This is a genomic window from Pseudomonas sp. 8 R 14, assembly GCF_900005955.1.
Lineage (GTDB): Bacteria > Pseudomonadota > Gammaproteobacteria > Pseudomonadales > Pseudomonadaceae > Aquipseudomonas > Aquipseudomonas marginalis.
On sequence record NZ_CVTH01000087.1, the window covers coordinates 263123 to 281442 of the forward strand.

General features: G+C 60.2%; 14 protein-coding genes and 3 pseudogenes. 4 read left to right on the forward strand and 13 right to left on the reverse strand.

Annotated elements, in window-relative coordinates:
- Window positions 1-27 precede the first annotated feature (27 nt).
- Window positions 28-531: a dihydrofolate reductase gene (locus BFQ01_RS26735; RefSeq protein WP_083244946.1), complete on the forward strand. Its 504-nt coding sequence runs from the start codon at window positions 28-30 to the stop codon at window positions 529-531.
- A gap of 87 nt (window positions 532-618) precedes the next feature.
- On the opposite strand, the gene BFQ01_RS32660 is transcribed toward BFQ01_RS26735, so the two are convergent.
- The 7 genes and pseudogenes from BFQ01_RS32660 to BFQ01_RS26760 all read right to left on the reverse strand — a co-directional run bounded on the left by BFQ01_RS32660 (window position 619) and on the right by BFQ01_RS26760 (window position 6409).
- Window positions 619-783 (reverse strand): hypothetical protein, encoded by a 165-nt coding sequence (locus tag BFQ01_RS32660; protein WP_176718766.1) that lies wholly within the window; start codon window positions 781-783, stop codon window positions 619-621.
- 63 nt (window positions 784-846) lie between these two features.
- The gene (locus tag BFQ01_RS26740; protein ID WP_065927607.1) at window positions 847-1401 is read right to left on the reverse strand and encodes a hypothetical protein; all 555 of its coding nucleotides are present in this window, start codon (window positions 1399-1401) and stop codon (window positions 847-849) included.
- Between the two features lie 110 nt (window positions 1402-1511).
- Window positions 1512-1682: pseudogene (locus BFQ01_RS26745) on the reverse strand (Arm DNA-binding domain-containing protein); the annotation flags it as partial.
- Between the two features lie 504 nt (window positions 1683-2186).
- Window positions 2187-2369: pseudogene (locus BFQ01_RS31950) on the reverse strand (peptide-methionine (S)-S-oxide reductase); the annotation flags it as partial.
- Entirely contained in the window at window positions 2366-3286 is a 921-nt protein-coding gene (locus tag BFQ01_RS26750; RefSeq protein WP_065927609.1) for a homocysteine S-methyltransferase family protein, read from the reverse strand. The gene BFQ01_RS26750 and the pseudogene BFQ01_RS31950, both read right to left, overlap by 4 nt.
- Window positions 3283-4332 (reverse strand): ABC transporter substrate-binding protein, encoded by a 1050-nt coding sequence (locus BFQ01_RS26755; protein WP_065927610.1) that lies wholly within the window; start codon window positions 4330-4332, stop codon window positions 3283-3285. Before BFQ01_RS26755 ends, BFQ01_RS26750 begins: the two co-directional genes overlap by 4 nt.
- Window positions 4333-4342: 10 nt before the next feature.
- On the reverse strand, window positions 4343-6409 hold the full coding sequence (locus tag BFQ01_RS26760) for an ATP-binding cassette domain-containing protein (protein ID WP_065927794.1): 2067 nt from the start codon (window positions 6407-6409) through the stop codon (window positions 4343-4345).
- Window positions 6410-6734: 325 nt separating this feature from the next.
- Between BFQ01_RS26760 and BFQ01_RS31955 the strand changes: the two are divergent.
- Window positions 6735-6884 (forward strand): annotated as a pseudogene (locus tag BFQ01_RS31955) (XRE family transcriptional regulator); the annotation flags it as partial.
- Here BFQ01_RS31955 and BFQ01_RS26765 read toward each other — a convergent pair.
- The 5 genes from BFQ01_RS26765 to BFQ01_RS26785 are packed head-to-tail and all read right to left on the reverse strand — an operon-like array spanning window position 6872 to window position 12767.
- Complete coding sequence (locus BFQ01_RS26765; RefSeq protein ID WP_065927611.1) at window positions 6872-7747, reverse strand: alpha/beta fold hydrolase; 876 nt, start codon at window positions 7745-7747, stop codon at window positions 6872-6874. The pseudogene BFQ01_RS31955 and the gene BFQ01_RS26765 sit on opposite strands and share 13 nt — an antisense overlap.
- Window positions 7740-9386: a dipeptide ABC transporter ATP-binding protein gene (locus BFQ01_RS26770; RefSeq protein WP_065927612.1), complete on the reverse strand. Its 1647-nt coding sequence runs from the start codon at window positions 9384-9386 to the stop codon at window positions 7740-7742. Before BFQ01_RS26770 ends, BFQ01_RS26765 begins: the two co-directional genes overlap by 8 nt.
- Entirely contained in the window at window positions 9383-10210 is an 828-nt protein-coding gene (locus BFQ01_RS26775; RefSeq protein ID WP_065927613.1) for an ABC transporter permease, read from the reverse strand. The genes BFQ01_RS26770 and BFQ01_RS26775 overlap by 4 nt, the downstream gene beginning before the upstream one ends.
- Window positions 10210-11187 (reverse strand): ABC transporter permease, encoded by a 978-nt coding sequence (locus BFQ01_RS26780; protein ID WP_065927614.1) that lies wholly within the window; start codon window positions 11185-11187, stop codon window positions 10210-10212. The genes BFQ01_RS26775 and BFQ01_RS26780 overlap by 1 nt, the downstream gene beginning before the upstream one ends.
- Complete coding sequence (locus BFQ01_RS26785; protein ID WP_065927615.1) at window positions 11184-12767, reverse strand: ABC transporter substrate-binding protein; 1584 nt, start codon at window positions 12765-12767, stop codon at window positions 11184-11186. Before BFQ01_RS26785 ends, BFQ01_RS26780 begins: the two co-directional genes overlap by 4 nt.
- A gap of 316 nt (window positions 12768-13083) precedes the next feature.
- Here BFQ01_RS26785 and BFQ01_RS26790 point away from each other — a divergent pair, with 316 nt between their 5' ends.
- Window positions 13084-14424 carry a tetratricopeptide repeat protein gene (locus BFQ01_RS26790; RefSeq protein WP_065927616.1) on the forward strand — a complete coding sequence of 447 codons (1341 nt, stop codon included), beginning with the start codon at window positions 13084-13086 and terminating at the stop codon, window positions 14422-14424.
- Between the two features lie 103 nt (window positions 14425-14527).
- Here the strand turns inward: BFQ01_RS26790 and BFQ01_RS26795 are convergent, their stop codons facing one another.
- A complete protein-coding gene (locus BFQ01_RS26795) occupies window positions 14528-15520 on the reverse strand; it encodes a P1 family peptidase (protein WP_065927617.1) in 993 nt (330 codons plus the stop codon).
- A 310-nt stretch (window positions 15521-15830) separates the two neighbouring features.
- On the opposite strand from BFQ01_RS26795, the gene BFQ01_RS26800 reads away from it, so the two are divergent.
- Complete coding sequence (locus BFQ01_RS26800; RefSeq protein WP_065927618.1) at window positions 15831-18266, forward strand: TonB-dependent receptor plug domain-containing protein; 2436 nt, start codon at window positions 15831-15833, stop codon at window positions 18264-18266.
- Window positions 18267-18320: the final 54 nt, after the last annotated feature.

The following is an 18320-nucleotide window of genomic DNA, read 5'->3' on the forward strand; positions in this document are numbered from 1 at the left end:
CAACAACCACTTCATGGAGGATGCACATTGCAAATACCTATCGCATTGGTGGCAGGCATGGGGGCGCAAAACCGTTCGATTGGCAAACGCCGGGGCCTGTTGCGCGTCGTTCCTGATGACCTTCAGCGATTCGCCGAAAAGACGATTGGAAAGCCCGTGATCATGGGCCGAAAAACTTTCGAATCGATCATCGTATTAAGTGGCCAGGCGCTCACGAAACGCCCCAATATCGTGCTATCTCGCGACCCCACCTTTAGGAGAGATGATGCGATTGTTTGTCGATCACTGGATTCGGCACTTGAGTGTGCGGCGCAGGACAACCCTGAGGAGATTCATATTGGTGGAGGGTCTGAGATTTATAGCCAAGTTATCCATAGGGTAGATCGGCTTTACCTCACTCTCTTCCATGACGATCATGAGGGTGATACTAAGTTTCCAGAATTCGAGAATGCGTTCACCGAGGTCTCGCGCCATGGTGTCAGAGAACACAACGGCTTGCGATACGAATGGGTAGATTACGTTCGACGTTGAATAGCTATGGTCATCACTGTGCAGTCTAAAACTTCGGTAAATGCGTGTAAGGCCCTGGAAGGGCACTTTCGAAGCGCCCTTTGGCTATCAAAAGCATTGGGAAGGTGACTTGACCGGACGCTTACCGCGCAACAGTCGGCCACTGACGTAGACCACCCCGCGGTGCACCACGTCGGGTACATAATCGCCGCGCGGCGCGGGCGGGTCGGGGAGCACGACACCGAGTTGGGCAAGGTCTGCGCACGAGATCATGCGGGCTCCTTGTGATGGACAGACCGTCGGGAGCCGACAGCCTACTATCCGGAAACCTGCGATTTACTTGCCCAGAATGTTCTTCAACGCAGCGGTATGGCCGGCCGGGTCGTTTACGCTGGACATCACTTCGATGATGGTGATCTTCTGATCGTTCATCGTCATCAACGAGGCCATCAGTAGTTTCAGGCCGTTGAAATCGTCGGTGCCGTCCAGGCGGTACATCTTCAAGCCGTTCACCTGTATGGTCTTCTCGCTAGTCATGCGAAAGTTGGGTGACGCGGCCTGCTGCTTTTCCTTCACGGTATCCACGGCAAGGCGAAACGCAGCGTCCGGGGTGGTGCCCGCAGTCGGCGCCGGACCTTCGGTAACGATAATGGCCCGCTCGCTTTTCGGATCGAAGTACATCGTGCCGCCGTTCTCGCTGTTCAAGGTACGGGCCTCGACGCCTTTCAGCACGAACTTCAACTTGCCGCCTACCAAGGACACCGATTGCGTGTCCGATGCCGCCGTAGCGGTTTCTTCAGGCGGGGCAGCAACTGCCATGGTGGCCGCGCCGCTCAAGACAGCAAGCACGCACAAGGAACGGGTCCAGCCCAACAGCAAATGCTTCGACATTGATAGCGCCTTTGTTTTCAGGCCGTCGAATACCGACGGCCTGTCGTGCGAACAGCCTAGCTTACATGCCTACTCACTTGCTCAGGATGTTGTTCATAGCCGCAGCGTGTCGGATAAGTGCCCAAGGAGATGCGCTTTTGCTTGCCGAGCCAGTAGTAGCGCAGATGCCACGATTTGCCACCGGTGGGTGTGACCACCAGGCCTAGGCCGTCAGTTTCGGGGATGCTGTAGGTTTTCTCGGCGGCCTTGGCTTGCCGCACGGCCAAATCAGAGAGTGCCATCATCAAACGCCTAAGTCGTGAGACTTGGGCTCGATGCTGCTGGTCATCCCGATCCAACCCCAGCAACAACCCGGAACCGGCGCCACCCGTACTCCTTAGCCTCAATTCTGGCCTCAAAAACGCTGGCTGTTGGTGGATTTTCGTGGCGTTTGCTGGAACGAAAAAAGGAGCCGAAGCTCCTCTTTTCAAATACCTACAGACGCCAATGGAAGTCTGTAGATCACAATATGGAGCGGGAAACGAGACTCGCATCTGGCGGCCGACCCATTGAAAAATAAGGGTTTTATTTTCTTTCCGAAGCAGGAAAAGACTCAATTCTGGACTTGTTTTTGGGGTGTTTCAAGAGCGGAAAAAGGGGTAAGTCTAAGCAAGGCTCCTGGATTCTACCCATAGCCAATCGGACGACGGATCATCAAGCCGGTGGTGTAAGTCCTTAGACCTTCGAAAGAGCCTCACCTTGACGCCGAAAAATGTCTACGAGGGCAAGGGCGATTCAACATCCGCGCCCTGGCGATCAAGTGAGGTTGGATCGTGCAGTGTCCAGAAATGTTCGATCAGACAGCGGTAGGGAATCACCCGCGTGTCGAGCACGCCCGGCAACGATCTGAATGCCGCTTCAGCCCCCCAAAAACAGCCGGCACCGAACGTCGCCTGCTCAACAATCACGTCTTGGCGAAAATCAGTCATGCGCTGACAACCGCTTCGTTTGGCAGCAGATGCGCATGCAACTGCGCAATATGTTCAGGCCCGATACCGCAGCATCCACCGACAATACTGGCACCCGCCGCTACCCAGGTTCTGGACCAGTACAGGTAGGATTCAGGGCCCAGGTCGCGGCGAATCTCCAGCAGCGTGCTGTTGGCCTTTGCCTCTGTGCTGACAGGCGGAAACGCGTTTGCGTAAACCCCCAGCTCGATGCTTTGATCGAGGCGCAGAAGGACATCCCCCGCCACCGCCAGCGCCGCTGCCATGACTTCCGGCTGGCTGCAATTGAACAGCACCGCCCTCGCCCCCAATTCGACCGCTACGTGTACCGCCTGGTCGACTGACTCCGAGGAACGCAATCGCGGTGGCTCGCCGGCTTCATCAAGCAGCGTGAACGACAGCCAAAGCGGTTTCGATTCTGCGCCAAGCGCCTCGACGACTGCCCGGACTTCAGCGATGGAACTCTGGGTTTCCGCCAGCCACACATCAACGTGCGCCTGCAATCCGGCGATGAGCTCGCGATGGATCACGACCGAACGTTGATGATCAAACAAGTCAGGTCGATAAGACCCAAGCGCCGGCGGCAACGACCCGGCCACCGTGACCGGTTCGGTGCTACCGGCCGCCGCCTGACGAGCCAGGCGTCCGGCCCGTTCGGCCAGCGCACGGCCCTGCTCGGCAAAGCGCTCATCGCCGATGTGAAACGGCACCACCGCGTAGCTGTTAGTGGTGACGATTCGCGCACCGGCCTCAATAAATGCCTGATGAGCCTGCAGCACATAGTCAGGCGCCTCGATCAACGCGAGGGCCGACCATTCCGGCTGGCGAAACGGTGCCCCGATACGCTGCAATTCGCGGCCCATGCCGCCATCGAGCAAACGCAAGGACGCCTGGCTCATTGGATCGCGCTCACTTTCGGCGCCGAGGCGGCGAGCCATTGATCAACCGTGGCACTGTTCGCCTGTACCCACGCCTTGGCCGCGACGTCCGCTGGCTGTTTTTCCTTTTCGATCTTCAGGATCAGCTCATTGAGTTGCGCAGGTTCGATCGCGACATTACGCAGAAACTCGGCAATTTTCGGTGCGCGTTTCTGCAAGGCAGCGGACGCCAGGACATGCACCTTGGCATCCGGGAAGGCGCAGGTGATCTGACTCTTGTTCAGCCAGTCCGGGTCGACGGTCGGACTGATGAATTTCCAGCAACCATCAGCCTTGTACAGCGGGTCATCTTTTTTGTTGTCCTGGGCGTAACCGTCGAATGCCGGCTCTTCCAGGCGACGCAGGTCAAAGGCCGAAAAGATCCAGTCAGGGGTGTAGGCATAGAACACCACGCCACGTTGCGCCTTGTAAGCCGAGGCGAGTTTGGCGTAGGTCACCGAGGCCTCGGTGGACACCGACTCGAATTTATCGGCAAACCCGTAATCCTTGGCCTTGATCTGGCCGATGTAAGTCGACTCCCAGCCCGCCGGCCCCACCAGCAACTCCGCCTTACCGCCACCCAGTGGCTCAAAGAGCTTGGCCACTTCAGGTTTTTTCAGGTCGTAGATGGATTTGACCCCATACTTGTCCTGCAAATAACCGGGAATATAAAACCCTTGTTCCCCCGCATACGGATGAGTGTTCGGCACCAATGACCGGGTGCCGCCCGTGACGTATTTAGCCCAGGCAGCCGACTGGTTAGGCAGCCAGATATCGGTCAGTACGTCGACCGAGCCGTCGCCTTTGGCGGCGGCGCTGAACAGCACCGCGACATCCCCGGCCAGATACGACACATCGCCATCCAGTCGGCTTTTGATTACCTCACCAAGGATGTGTTGAATGGCGATAGCCCCCGTCCAGTTCTGCTCGCCAATGACAATTTTGTCCTTGGCGAAGACGGTGGCCGGGAGAATCAAGGAGGCCAGTAATGCGGCCGCACCGAAGGTACGCGACAGATGTGTCTTCACGATAAATCTCTCAGTTAGTTGTGCCGGTGTGGTCTTGCTTGCGCAAGCTCGATTGACTGATTCGGTCAGGGATCAGTGCACACAGGACGATCGCCACGCCGGCGAGCACGCCTTCGCCGCCCTTGATGTTGCGCAGCGCCGTCATCACGTCATAACCCAGGCCGCCGGCGCCGATCAGGGCAGCAACCACCACCATCGACAAGCTCATGACGATGGTCTGGTTGATCCCCAATAACAGCGAGCGGCGAGCCAACGGCAGCTGCACCTTGATCAGGGTTTGCCAAGGACTGGCACCGTGTGCCACCGCCGCTTCGACAGCATCCTTCGCAACTTCCTGGATACCCAGCGACGTCAGACGAATCATCGGCGCCAGGGCGAAAATCACGGTCGCGATCACGGCGGGGGTCTTGCCGACAGAAAAAAAGGCCACGGCAGGAATCAGGTACACAAACGTCGGCAGGGTCTGCATGATGTCCAGCAGGGGCGTAATCACCCGCCGTACAAGCGGACGCTTCGCCAGCAGGATGCCTGTGGGTACGCCAATGACCAGGGCAATCGGTACCGAAGAACCGACCAGCGCCAGCGTGGCAATGGTTCGCTCCCAAAAGCCAAACAGACCGATGTACAACAAGGCTGCGCTGCTGGTCAGTGCCAGCGCCAGGCCAGCTGAACGCCACGCCAGAAACACCAGCGCCAGTGCCGAAACCGGCCATGGCAACCAACCTAGCAGGTTTTCAATGCCTTCGATGACGGTGCGAACGGCAACGATCACGCCGACGAATGCCCCCTCGAACGTCACCTGCGACCAGCCAATGAATTCATCAATGCTCTGTGCCGCCAGCAGCAAGGCCTGGCGATTGGCCGGGAACTGCAGCAGCACACCGGTGGCGTCAGGTGTGACGACGCGCCAGATCACCAATGCCTGACTGACCATCAGCACAGCCAAAGGCAGCCCCCAACCCGATACGTTGCGCAGCACAGGCTGGCGGCTCAACGAGAACGCTGTGAAACGACTGGCCGCGAACACCATCACCGCCGCCAGAATCGCCAGCCATGATGAACTGGCAATGCCCTGGGCCAATGCCGCCAGCGCTGCGAGCTCAACTGCGAAGCCGAGCCAAAACAAACCGCCCTTGCCTCGCGCAGCAAGCGCTGCAGGCCCCAGCAACAATGCCTGCCACCCGCGCAAGCCGGGGTGGACGTGCGGCCCACGAGGAGCGGTTTCGGGGGGCTGAAGGCCAACGCTGTCGACGCTGTGAAGGGGTGTATGGGTTGGATTGAAGTCCCGGAAAAAGTCCGCAACTTCGGCGTCAACCGGATGCTCGAGCAACTGTTTGGGCGTGCCCAATTGCACCAGCCGTCCTCGGCGCAGCACTGCGATGCGGTCAGCAAGGCGTATGGCTTCGGCCGGGTCATGCGTGACCAGCAATGTGCTGATACCGCGCTCACGCACCAGTGCCAGGAAATGACGTTGCAGATCGCGTCGAATGGTCGGATCCAGCGCACTGAACGGCTCGTCCATCAGTAGAATGTCCGGATCAGTCACCAATGCGCGTGCCAGGCCAACCCGTTGCTGCATGCCACCGGACAACTCATGGGGATAATGTTCGCCCCACCCCTCCAGACCTACCGCCTGCAACTGCACAATAGCCGCCGCATGACGAATCGACTCGGGTTCACCACGCAACTCGAGGGGCAGCGCGACGTTGTCCAGCACCGTACGATGGGGCAACAGGCCAAAATGCTGAAACACCATCCCGATGCGGCGCGATCTCAAGTCGCGCAAGGCTTTGTGGCTCAAACCGCTGATGGTCTGCCCTTCGATCAAGACCTCGCCACTCGAGGGCTCAATCAAGCGATTGATATGCCGCAGCAGCGTGGATTTCCCGCTTCCTGATGTGCCCATCAGGCACAGAACTTCACCGCGCCGCACCTTCAAACTGACATTGCTGACGGCCGGCAGCACTGACGAACCTTTGCGCAGATAGGCTTTGGTGACGTCTCGCAACTCAAGCACAACGTCGGCCTCATTGGCGTGATCGCTGGAGGGTTGCGCACGCTGTTGAGATGAGTCGATCCGGGCAGTTGCCAAAGAGGTTTGAATAAGTGTCACAGGAGCTCCGGGCAAACGCCCCCTGGATGCGGGCAACGCGCTCGCCCCAGAGTAGAAAATTGGCTGAGCCTCAGGCCATGATCCGAATACCGTAGCCTGAAGCAAAAAAAAGGCGCCGCGCAGGGAGCGCAACGCTTTCCAGAGACATAAAGCTAATCGATCTTAAAAACAACAAATAAATATCTTTTTGGAATTAACTTAAGCCTTCTCGCGCCGGCTATCTGTGTCTGATTATTAAAATCAAAATAACTAAAATGCATCAATAAATACAAAATATTAATTTATGGTTATAAAAGTGTCGGAGACCGCCTTTCTCGAGCATTGGGCTTTCGAAGGCGTGGCCGTGCTGTCGGTGGGCCGGAGCAAACACCTGGTCAGCGCCAACGGTGCATTTATCAGCTGCGCGCTTTACCAACTGAAGCCAGCTCAACCGGACGAGCCTGGACGCTGATCAAGTTTTTTCATCAGCCTCTGGAACGCCGCCAGCACCTGTGCAGGCCGCTCCAACATCAATTGATGACCACACCGCTCCAACACCTCAAAGCTACCCGTCGGCAGCTGTCGGGCGAGCGCTTCACCCCCACTGGAGGGAGTCAGCCCGTCGCTGTCGCCCGCTAAGACATAAGTCGGCAACCTCAGTCGGGCCAGGGCATCGGCGTCGGGCCATTGGGCGTTTTGCAGTAGAGACTTGAACACATACAGACGATTGCGACGGGTCAGGTTTTCCTCGTAGGCCACCAGCCGGGGATCGGCTGCGGAGTGCCACGCACGCTGACGAAAGCCCTTGGCCAGCAACGGCCGCAGCAGCTCCAACACCCAGGCAGGCAGAGACATCAGACCACCACGGCTCAACGGGCGATGCAGTTGTGTGCCTAGCAACAGGGCGCCATCTATGGTCACCTGCGGCAACCTGCGTGGAAGCTCCAGCAAGGCACTCAACCCCAGTCCGGTACCAAAGGAATGTGCAACCAGGATATTCCGACGTGCAGCGTAGCGGCTCAGTATTTCCAGCTGATCTGCCACCAGTTCCGACCAGGCATAGGCCTGCGGCTGGCGCGGCTTTTCACTATCGCCGTGCCCCAACAGGTCCCACGCCACCAGGCTGTATCCCTGATCGGACAACGACTGCCATAAGTCGCGCCATTGATCCTTGTGACCACCACCACCATGCCCGAAGAACAAGACTGTATCTGCCTGATGCGTGCCTAGTTGATAAGCGATGCTCAGGTACCGTCCTGGACGGATTTCCACGCGCTCGCCCCGCACCAGAGGTAAATCAGAAAATGCGTGTAAATCAGCCATGAGTGGGACAAGCCTCTTTGAATTCAAGGTTTTGAGGAGTGACTGTCGAAGGGAGGACGGTTCTGGAGAAACCACGCAATAAGGTCTGGGTATAAGCGTGTTGCGGATGGACCAGTAGCGTTGCCGCTTCCCCCTGCTCCACCACATGCCCGCCCTGCATCACGGCAATGCGATCACACAGTCTGGCGGCCACTCGCAAATCGTGGGTGATGAACACAATGCTCAGCTTGAGCCGACGTTGCAGGTCTTCAAGCAACTCGAGAATCTGTACCTGGATCAGCGCATCCAGAGCGGAAACGCATTCGTCCGCGATGAGTATTTTCGGCTCCACAGCCAAGGCACGGGCGATACCGATACGTTGGCGCTGGCCACCGGAGAACTCATGGGGATAGCGCTCGAACGCCGTGGCGGGTAGCCCAACCAACGCCAAAAATGAGCGCGTGCGCCGCTCGGCCTCGGCCTTTGAGTGCCCCTGTACCAGCGGGCCGGTCATGACGATACGACCGACGGTCTGGCGCGGATTGAGCGAGGCAAACGGGTCCTGGAAAATCATCTGCACATCGCTGCGCAATGCTCGCAAACGCCCTTCGGACAGCGCCGTTACATCCTGGCCCAGCCATTGAATTTGACCACTGTCAGCCCGTAGCAGCCGAACAAGGCAACGCCCCAGAGTGGATTTCCCCGAGCCTGACTCCCCAACAATGCCGAGGGTTTCACCCTCGCGCAGGGTCAACTGAACCTGCGCCAGGGCCTGGGTGGCACGCTTGCGCCACCAACCGCTGTTGCTGCGAAACATTTTATTGAGTTGCTCGGCCTTGAGCACCACACTCCCGTCCACCGTCGTGCGCGGGACCCGCGGTTGCGCCGAGACCGCTGCCAACAGTTGCTGGGTATAAAGCGCCTGAGGTTTGCGCAATACTTGATGGGCGCCGCCCTGCTCCACCAGTTGGCCTTTTTCCAGCACCAGCACGCGGTCGGCAATGGCCTCGACCACGGCGAAATCATGGGTGATGAACAACAACGCCATGCCCTTGTCCTGTTGAATCTTGCGTAACAGATCGATGATCTGCGCCTGGGTGGTCACGTCCAACGCCGAGGTGGGTTCGTCGGCGATCAGCAGCGAGGGATCGAACGCCAATGCCATGGCGATGACCACGCGCTGGCGCTGGCCACCGGAGAGCTCAAAGGGATAGACCAGGCGCAGGCGTTCCGGCTCGGGCAGGCCGACATAACCCAGCAACTCCACAACCCGTCGGCGACGCTCCTGGGCCGATTTCACCCCGTGGGCGCGCAGGGTTTCATCGATCTGCTCACCCACGCGCAACAGCGGGTTCAGCGCGCTCATGGGCTCCTGGAACACCATGCTTATATCTCGCCCGCGCAGCTGGCGCATCGCGGTTTCACTGAACTTCGCCAGGTCTTCATCACGAAACACCAGGCGCCCGCTTTCCACACTCAGCGGCGTCGGTAACTGGCGCAACAATGCCTTGGCCAACATCGACTTGCCCGAGCCGGACTCGCCCACTACACATAGGCATTCGCCGCTGCGCAATTGCAGCGACAGGTCATACAGCGCGTGACTGCGGTCGGCACCGGCCGGCAAGGCGATACGCAGGTTTTCCACACTGAGCAACGTCATAGCGACCTCCCCGGTTCAAAGGCCACGCGCAGGCCTTCGCCCACCCGGTTCACCGCCAGCACGCACAGCACAATCGCCAACCCCGGCAAGAAACTCATCCACCAGGCATCCCGCAGCAGCCCACGGGACGCGTTGATCATGTAACCCCAGCTCATGGCCTCAGGGTCGCTCAGGCCGAGAAACGCTAACGCGGCTTCGGTGAGAACGGCAGTGGCCATCACAAAGGTCATGGTCACCAACAACGGCGCCAAGGCATTCGGCAGGATTTGTTGGCAAATGATGCCCAACGGCGACTGCCCCAGCACCCGCGCCGCCTGCACAAACTCACGTTGTCGCAGGGTAAGGAATTCGCTGCGCACCAGCCGCGCGACGCCCGGCCACGCCACCAGCGAAATCGCCAGCACGATGGAACCCAGCGACGGCTCCAGCACCGCCACCAGGATCACCGCCAACACTAACTGCGGAATGATCTGAAAGAACTCGGCGATTCGCATCAGCACGCCGTCGAGCCAGCCACCGAAATAACCGGCGACAGCGCCGACGAGCAGCCCCACCAGCAAGGTCGCCAGACTGGTCAACATCCCCACGGCCAAGGACACACGGGCGCCGTAGAGCAAGCCGCTGCCGAGGTCGCGGCCGAGCATATCGCTGCCCAGCCAGTGCGCCGAATCGCGGAACGGCGGGAGCATCGGCTGGGTGTTCATTTCCCAGGGCGAGCTACTGGTGAGCCACGGTGCGGCGGTCGCTAGTGCTGCTAACACCAGCAAAAACACCGCGCCAGCCAGCGCCGACGGCTGGTGAATAAAGCGTGTGAGCACCGCCATCAGCCCTGTCCTCCGGCGCCTATACGTGGGTCGAGCAAACGGCAAATCACATCGGTCAACACATTGAAGCCCACCACCAAAATCGAGATCACCAGAAAGCCGCCCATCAACACACCGTAGTCACGCTGGGCCAATGAGTCATACATCAAGCGGCCAATGCCAGGCCAGGAGTACACCACCTCCACCAGTAACGCACCGCTGGCCAGTTGGCCGAGTTGCAAACCAGCGAAAGTCACCACCGGCAGCAGTGCATTGCGCAACACATGTACATACAGGATCCGTCGTGGATGCAGGCCTTTGGCGTGAGCAGTGCGCACGTATTCCTGACCAAGAGCATCGAGCACGGCGGCTCGGGTGAGGTGGATATACAGGGCCAGAAACAGCACGCTCAGGGATAGGCACGGCAACAACAGATGCCGCAGGCGATCCAGCAGCGAGAAGTCCCGGCCCACGGTCTCCATACCGAACGCCGGCAACCAATCCAGACTTACGGAAAACAGCAAAATCATCAGCATCGCCAGCCAGAACGGCGGCATCGCGTACAGCAACAAGGCACCGTGGGAGATCACGCCGTCCAGCCAATGCCGCGTCTGCCGTGCCCGCGCCGCCAGCACACCCAAGGTCACGCCAAGCACGGAAGAAACCACAAAGGCCGAGCCCATCAATGCCAGCGTTGCCGGCAACCGTTCGGCAATCAGCGACCACACCGACGTCTGGTTTCGGTAGGAATAACCCAGGTCCAGGTGGGCGATATGGCCCAGGTATATCAGCAACTGCTGGAGCAGCGGTTTATCCAGGCCCATGGTCTGGCGCAGCTGCTCGATAAACTGCACATCGTCCACCCCCGCCTCTCCTGCCAACAGCAATGCAGGATCGCCCGGCGCCAGCCGAATCAGCAGGAAACTCAGCACCAGCACCGCCACCACCATCAGCAACGCCTTGACGAGCCGCCCGCTGAAATACAACACGCCATTCATGGTGCCAGGGCCTCGAGGTACACGCTCTCGTAGTCCTCGTTAAGGCTGGTAGCGGTCTGCAGCAGGTTTTTCACCTGTTTGTGAAACAGCGTCGGGTAACGCATTTCGAAGATCGGTGCGATGGGCAGGTCGGTGTTCAGCACGTTCTCCAGCTGGCTGTAGAGCTGTTTGCGCTCCGGGTCTTCCGGGGTATCGGCGACTTTCGCCCACAAGGCGTCGGCCTCGGCGCTGTTGTAGCCGCTGACGTTGGCGAACGGCGAGGTTTTGAGTATGTAGTCGGAGCGGAACAGGTAGGCGCTGGTCAGGTAGGGATCGCCGATCTGGAAGATAAAATTGTAGGTCAGGTCGAAGTCCCAGTCGCTTACGCGCTGGAACCAGGTCGCCGCGTCGGACGTGACCACCTGCACCTTGAAACCCAGGGGTTGCAAGGACTGCTTGGTGTATTCGGCCAGGCGCTCCCAGGCCCCCCCCTTCTCGCCATTGAGCAGGCGAATGCGCACCGCGCCGACATCCACGCCGGATTCGGCAATCAGCGCTTTGGCCTTTTTCACGTCATAGGCGTACTGCGGCAACTGGGGATCGTGGTAAGGCGAGCTGGACACAAACGGCCCCTGGGCGACCTTGCCCGAGCCGAAGAAGATGTTATCGACGATGAACTGTCGGTTCAGCGCATACAGGATCGCCTGGCGCACCTTGGGGTTGTTCAACGGTGGCTTGCGCGTGTTGATTTGCAGGAAGGCCAGACCCGAATACAACTCCCAGCCCTTTTCCGACGACTGCACATCGGGCAAGGCGGTCAGGCGCTTAAGGTCTGAGTAATCCGCATCGCCGCTGCGCAACACTTGCACGTCGTTACGCTCGAACGCGGCGGCACGCGAAGAGGCATCAGGAATGACGTGGAAGATGATGCTGTCGAGGTGCGGCAGGCCCTTTTTCCAGTAGTTGGGGTTCTTGGCCAGCTTGATATAGGCGCCTCGTTTCCACTCGACGAACACAAACGGCCCGGTACCCACCGGTTTTAGGTTATAGGGGTTGTTACGAAAGTCGGTGTTCTCGTAAAGGTGCTTCGGTACCACCGGACGCAAGCCGCTGCCCAAGGCCGAAAGCAACGGTGCAAAAGGTTTCTTCAGGTGAAAGACCACCTGCAGCGGACCTTTGGCGGTGATGCTCTCGACGTACTCGGTGATGATACCGCCAAGGCGCTTGTCCACCTCGGGGTAGAAGGTCTGGAAGCTGAACACCACGTCATCGGCGGTGAACGCTGGACCGTCGTGCCAGTGCACGCCGTCCTGCAAGTCGAAGGTATAGGTGAGGCCGTCAGGGGAGATAGTCCAGGCTTTGGCCAATACCGGTTTGGGCGCAAGGTGTGTGTCGAAGGTGAGCAGGCCCTGGAGCACCTTGCCGCTCACGTATTGGGTCGACACATGGCTGACTACGCCGTGCATCAGCGAGGGCGGCTCCGGCTGGGCCACCAGGTTGAGCACCCCGCCCTCCTGGGGTTGCGCGTGAGCCTGGCCGGCCAGCAACGTGGTGCACAGTGCCACGGACGTGAGGGCACGGCGGAAAGAGAATGAGCGCATGGAGTCTCCTCGAATTGAACAATATAACGAGGGTTTTGCAAGCGTTGTGCCATGGGCGGTTGGGCGGGTATTGCTGGGGTGGGCGGTGGTCGCGCTGATGAAAAAACCACAGAGCTGCGCCTGAGTGTGCAAAAAGCAGCAGCAAAGCATTTCAAATGTGGGAGAGGGCTTGCCTGCGATAGCGGTGGGTCATCAATGAATGCGCCAACTGACCCGCCGCTATCGGGGCAAGCCCCCTCCCACAGGGGTCCATCGCTGGTCGATGGCACGAGGTTTGCCCCTGCAACTGCCATCTGAATAAACGAGCCTCGCCACCATGTCACTGGATTACCTGGGCAACCCCATCGACACCACCGACCCCACCACCCTCCAAGGGCTGGACGACTTCATAGGCGGCTTCCTCGGCTACCAGCCCCGTGCCGAACGCATCCTTGCCACCGCCGATGCCGATCCCGACTCCGCGCTGGCCAATGCGTTTGCCGGCTTGCTGCTGATGTTCATCGAGTCGCCCGAGGGCCCGGCACTCGCGGAAAAATACCGCCAACGTGCGGCGCACGCCGCTCACCCGCGCGCCCAGCTGTACCTTGGCGTGCTGCAAGCCTGGATCAAGGACGACCTCGATCAGGTCCTGCATTTGAGCGAAAACCTGCTCGACCGCTACCCCCGCGACCTGTTTGCCGCCAAGCTCAACCAGTACCTGGAATTCAACCGCGGCAACTGGCCCGCCCTGTTGCGCATCGGCCTAAAGGCCACCACTGGCGCACCCGATATTGCCCACAGCCACGGCCTGCTGGCCTTCGCCTACGAGCAATGCCACCTGCTTGAACAAGCCGAAGCCAGCGCGCTGCAAGCCTTGCGCCTGCAACCCTCGGAGCCTTGGGCTCAGCACGCCCTGGCCCATGTGATGCTGACCCAGGGACGTATCGAGGAAGGCACGGTATTCCTGGAAAGCGTGACCCATCACTGGGACGGTTTGAACTCGTTCATGTACACCCACAACTGGTGGCACCTGGCGTTGTTCTACCTGGCGCGGGGTGAGGATCAGCGCGTGCTGGAGATTTACGACCAACACGTGTGGGGCATCCTCCCGGAATACTCCCAGGACCAGGTCGGCGCCGTGTCCTTGCTCGCGCGATTGGAACTGGCCGGCATCGATGTGGGCGAGCGCTGGCAGGCGCTGGCACCGTACCTGCAACGCCGGGTCTGCGATACGGTACAGCCGTTCCTGAGCGTGCAGTACCTGTATGGCCTGGCCCGGGCGGGCAAGCCGGAGGCGGATAGGTTGCTGGCGGCGCTGCGCCAGTACAGCTTCGACGCACGGCCGGTATGGGGCGAAGTGACCCTGCCGTTGGCGAAGGGCTTATTGGCCCATGCACGCGGGGACTGGCAACAGTCGCTGGCGCAACTGACGATCGCCCTTCCCCGGCTGAATGAGATTGGTGGCAGCCACGCACAGCGCGATCTGTTTGCCCTGGTGGAGCTGGATGCACGCGTGAAGGCCGGGGATTGGTTGGGTGCGCAGCAGACACTGGAATTGCGGCGCCGGTATGACGGGTGGGATGTGCCGACGAATCGGAGTTTGATACGGGTGTATGAGGCGTTGAAGTTGCCGGAGCTGGCGGCAAAGGCACAGACGCGCCTATCACGTTTCACCTAAGCAGCAGGAGCCGGCTTGTCGGCGTTAGCGGTCTGTCAGTTGACACAGGTGCAAGCTGAGCCGCCGCCATCGCCGGCGAACCGGTTCCTACAGTGGAGAGTGGTTAGCCCCTGGCACTGAACACCCCTCTGGCGATCGCCCGCGCCACGCAATCCGCAGCCGCCGAGCCAATACAACCAATCTCTACCTGCCGCCGTGGGCCATCGCTCAACTCAACCGCCGCCGACGCCAAGGCAAATACAGTGTCCCCATCAAACGGCAAATGCGCCGGACGCACCGCACGGGCAATCCCGTCCTGAGCCATGATCGCCACGCGCTTGCACTCAGCCACAGTGAGCCGAGCGGTACTGGCGACCACCACCAGCGTCGTGTTGGCCCCGGCTTGCAGGCGGCCCATCGAATCCAGGCGTGACAACTCCGGCATCGGGTCGCTGCAGTCCATCTCGGCTTCAGGACGCTGTCCACCGAACTCCCCCGCCACTTCCCAGGGCCACGCCCAGAAGGTCTGGCCGTCGGGCATGTACACCGAGCCTATTGGGTTGGCGACCACCAATGCAGCGACGATCAAGCCATTTCCCAGATTCAGGGAAGCGGTACCCAGCCCACCTTTCAGCACCCCGGCCATGGCGCCACGACCGGCACCCACCGAGCCCAACTCAAAGTCCTCACCTGCATTGGCTAGCGCCTCGAAGCCCAAGCGTTGGTAAGGCGGTTCCAACCCCCAGTCTTTGTCGCCGCCGTTGGCCAGGTCATGCAACACCGCTGCGGGCACGATGGGAATAGCTGGAGCGCCGGGTTTGAGGTGCAGGCCCACTTGGTCGTGGGACAGTTTCGCCGCCACCGCATCCGCCGCCCCCAGGCCGAAGACCGAGCCGCCGGCAAATACCAGGGCATGGAGCTGGCCGACCATGTTTTCCGGCTCAAGCGCAGCCGTTTCGCGCCCGCCAGGGCCACCGCCGCGAATGTCGATGCTGGCGGTCCAGAAACCATTGGGGCGAATCACTGTGACGCCGGTGTCGACGCGCAAGTCCGTGGCGTGGCCGACCGTGAGGCCTGGGATATCGGTGAGGGCATTGCGCGGGCCGGGTCTAGGCATACAGAAATAGCTTCCTTGGGTTCAGGGTGTCGCGTGGGAAGAGCAAGTCGTGTGCCAAGCACAACCACCCAAGCCTTACGGCTCAATACCGGGTTGTCGATGAAAGCCCCTGCACAAAAACCAACACCCTGCCCTTCGGCCTGTTAAAAAAACACCAAAACCCCCGTTCACTACCGAATAAGCCTATGTTTTTAAACACTTTTAACAGATGGCACAGCCCTTGCTCTCCAGCCTTCCCACCAGAGCTTGAACTCAACAAGCCGTCCTCTATCAAGGCCCAACACCTTAAACCACTGGAGTATTTCCCATCATGAACGCATCACGCGCCACAGGTCGCCGACCCAGTAAGGCCTTCGCCCACACGTTGTTGTTTATTGCCCTGTACGAAGCCGCCAGCTACAGCAGCCTGACTCTTGCCGCCGACGCGCCGGCCAGCGATAACCCCTTGGACACCGTTGTGGTGATCGGCAACCGTGGCCAGGCGCGCACCCTGGCCGAGAGCCCGTCACCCGTGGACGTGATCTCCTCCAAGCAACTGCTGGCCACCGGGCAAGGCGACCTCACCCGCGCTCTGAGCAAGGTACTGCCATCCCTCAATCAGCCAGCATCGTCAGGCTTCGGCTCAACGTCGGTGGTGCGCCCGATCAGCCTGCGTGGCCTCAATGGCGACCAGGTGCTGGTACTGGTCAACGGCAAGCGTCGCCACAACAGCGCGCTGCTCAATAACGGCACCTACCTCAACTCCGGCTCGCAACCGGTGGACTTGGACATGATCCCCACCGCTCTGGTGGATCATGTCGAAGTGCTCCGTGACGGCGCCTCGGCCCAGTATGGTTCGGATGCGATTGGCGGCGTGGTCAACATCGTGCTCAAGCAGACCGACCACGGCGGCAGCCTGTCCACAAGCTACGGCCAGAACTATGAAACCGGCGACGGCGAAACCGCGCGCCAAACCGGCAATGTCGGCCTGGCGCTGCCCAACGACGGCTTTATCAACCTCGCCCTGGACGTGAAGAAACAGAAGATCTCCGACCGCTCCGACAACGCGCCATATACCGACTCGGCCGGCAACACCAGCCTGCAACACACCTACTACGGCACCGGCCTGCCCGAGGCACGCAACTTCAGTTTCGGCTACAACGCCGAGCTGCCGGTGGACGATGCCCTCACGCTCTACTCATTCTCCACCTACACCCGCCGCAACTCGGAAAAACCGCTGGCTTTCCACCAGCCCGCCAGCTTCGATGGCATCCGCACCCCCTTCCCCGAAGGCATCGAAGACACCCTGCGTTTTATCGAAAATGACTTCCAGGTAGCGTTTGGCGGCAAGGGCGAACTCGCCGGCTGGGACTATGACCTGTCCAGCACCTATGGCCAGGACCATGCCGAAGCGACCCTGCGTCACACCTACAACCTGAGCTACGGCCCGGACTCGCCGACCTCGGTGGACACCGGTGTCAAGACCTTCAGCCAATGGACCAACAACCTCGATCTGACCCGCGCATTTGACCTCGGCCTGCACAAACCCACGCAGATTTCCTGGGGCCTGGAGCAACGCTACGAGAACTACAAGATCGGCAAGGGTGACTTCGCCTCCTACGCCAGCGGCCCTTTCACCACCGGAGCCAGCGGTGGCCTGATCGCACCGGGCACCATCTCCGGTGCCGGTACCACCCCGCAGGATGCTGCGCAAAAAGGCCGCACCAGCCTCGCCGGGTATGGTGAGATCGGCCAGGACTTCACCGATAAATGGCACGTCGACCTGGCCGGTCGCTACGAGCACTACAACGATGGCTCGGGCACCACGACTAACGGCAAGTTCTCCACCCGCTACCAGCTCACCCCGATCCTGGCAGTACGCGGCACCTTCAGCACCGGTTTCCGTGCGCCTTCGCTGGCCCAGCAGATTTACAGCTCCACCTCGCAAACCAGCGTGAACGGCCAGCTGTTCGACTACCGTAACGTTGCGGTCAACTCCGATGTTGCCAAGGCACTCGGTGCCGAGACTCTCAAACCTGAGAAGTCCACCAACTTCAGCCTGGGCCTGACCCTGCAACCGACGGACGCCACCAGCATCACCCTTGATGCCTACCAGATTAAAATCAAGGACCGCATCGCGCAAACCGGCTACCTGGGCGGCACACCGCAAATCAGCGCAATCCTTGCAGCAGCGGGTCTCAACCCAAACCAGGCGGTGACCTATTTCACTAACGCCCTCGATACCACCACCCGTGGCGTCGACCTCGTCGGAGACTACCGCCAGAGCATCGGTGCCTACGGCAACCTGCGCTACACCTTGGGCTTCAACTGGAACACCACGCAGATCGACGACATCCACGCCTCCAGCGTGGCCCAACAAGCCCTCGGCCCAACCGGTGGTTATGACCGTCAGCGCCAGGGCAACCTCAAGTACGGTTTGCCGCAATCCAAATTGCTGCTGGGCGCCACTTGGACCGTCGACAAGTTCGAGATCGGCCTCAACCTGACCCGCTACGGCGAGTACACCCAGTACGGCACCGCCGAATCCTTCGACCGCACGTTCTCGCCAGCGTGGATCACCGACCTGAACATCGACTACCACCTGACTCCGGCGATCACTCTGAATGCAGGCGCCAACAACCTGTTCAACAAGTACCCGGAACGCACTGACCTGGCCAGCAGCTCGGGCGGCTTTCCCTATGGCAACTTCTCGCCCTACGGCACCACCGGCGGCTACTGGTACACCGGCGTGACGTACAACTTTTAAGCCAGCCTGCGGAGCCGGTTCACCCGCTCCGCACCTGCCTCTGATGGGAGCCTG